The organism is Corallococcus sp. CA041A, from assembly GCF_003612075.1.
Taxonomy (GTDB): Bacteria; Myxococcota; Myxococcia; order Myxococcales; family Myxococcaceae; genus Corallococcus; species Corallococcus exiguus.
The window spans coordinates 1-1,568 of the sequence record NZ_RAWF01000528.1 but is presented as its reverse complement, the minus strand read 5'-3'; the positions used below and the strand labels follow the sequence as shown (position 1 = coordinate 1,568).

1 protein-coding gene is annotated in these 1,568 nt (G+C 68.6%); it reads right to left on the bottom strand.

Annotated elements, in window-relative coordinates; translation table 11 throughout:
* Positions 1-115: 115 nt before the first annotated feature.
* Positions 116-1,568: DUF3943 domain-containing protein (locus tag D7V77_RS41915; protein WP_368666248.1), on the bottom strand; the 1,453-nt coding region annotated here is incomplete at its 5' end.

The following is a 1,568-nucleotide window of genomic DNA, read 5'->3' as shown; positions in this document are numbered from 1 at the left end:
GCCGTACCCCATCCGGTCCGCCCGCACCTCCGCGCACGGCCCCATGCCGCGCTTCCGGAAGGTAAGCAGCCAGATGTTGGAAAGCGCCCCCGGGTCTCATCCTCGAGGGCGACGGCTAGTAGTGCACGGAGACGAAGACGCGCAACTGGTACGCGTCTTTCAGCACGTCCGGGTAGGTGTCGAAGCGGCTGTGGCGGTGGAACCAGTTCAGCTCCGAGCCCAGCCCCATGTGCTCGAACACCGGGATGTCCGCCTGGAGCTGGCCGGTGAACACCTGGTGTGAGCCGTCGGATCCGTCCAGCACCACGATGTGGGAGGTGCTCGCCTCCAGCGTGACGACCTCCCAGGCGCCGCGCATGTACGCGAGCTGGAGGTTCAAGCCCACGCCGGGGCCGTAGTCGTAATTGCGGCTCGCCTTGCCGCTGTGCTCGGAGGAGATGCCGGTGAGGATGCTGCCGTCCACGAGCAGCGCGGTCCTCAGCTTCGAGCGCGCGTTGAAATGGCGCTCGTGCAGCAGGCCCAGCTGCAGGGACTGTCCGCCCAGTTCGTACGCGTTCGTGTCCACGTGGCTGATCTGCTGGAGGAAGCCCAGGCGCAGCTCGTCCTTCTCCGTCTTCCAGAATGACGATTTGGCGATCATCCCCTGGAGCCTCGAGTGGCTGATGAGGCTGCTCTCCGCCGTGGTGAACTGGACCCGCGCGTCGAAGGCGTCGAAGGGGCGGTGGAAGTCGCCCCGGTACATGTTGCCGTAGCGCATGTCGAGCTGGAGGAAGAACTGGTTCTCGCCCCAGATCAGGGGCCGGCCGTCGCCCAGCTTGAGGTAGCCCAAGGCCCCCCAGATGGACAGCTCGCGCGGCCGCCACTCCGCTGGCGTGGGTTCCTGGCGCGTCACGTCGCCGCGCACCACCCGGTTGAAGCCGCGCACGGGGCTCATGCCGGCGGCGACGAGCTCCCGCACGAAGCGCTCGCCGCCCCGGGACTCCGTGTCGAGCACCAGCGAGGACAGCCGGTAGAGCCCCTCGCCAATGGCCATGCCGCCCACGGACGTGTTGATGAGATCATTGGCGGACGGCGACTCGTTCTCCGCGAACAGCTCCCACTGCGCGCTGCCAAACAGCGTGAAGGGCAGGGCGGCCAGGTAGGGCACGCCGTTGTCGCGCGCGGCCGTGTAGTAGAGGCTGCCGTGGTACGGGTGCGCGAACTGGTTGGTGAGGAAGCCGTCCGCGTCCCAGACGAAGCCCGTGGTCAGGTTCTCCTTCCACGTGGACGGGCTCACCCGCGCCCAGTCCTTGTTCGCGAGGACCCGGTCCCACGTCCAGACGAACAGGTTGATGGCGGTGATCTCCCCCACCGCGAGCCACGGGTGGAACTTCTTCCGGGACGCGTCCTCGCGGACGGTCTCCTCTTTCAGCGGGGCATCCGCTGGCGGCGAGGGCGGCTCGGCCCGCGCGGGAGCGTCAGGGGGAAGGGGAGGGGCGTCCTCGCACCGCTCCTCCTGGGCGAAGGCAGGCCCGCCCAGCAGCAGGCCGCAGGCGAACAGCACGCCACCCAGAGGCCACGGACTTCCC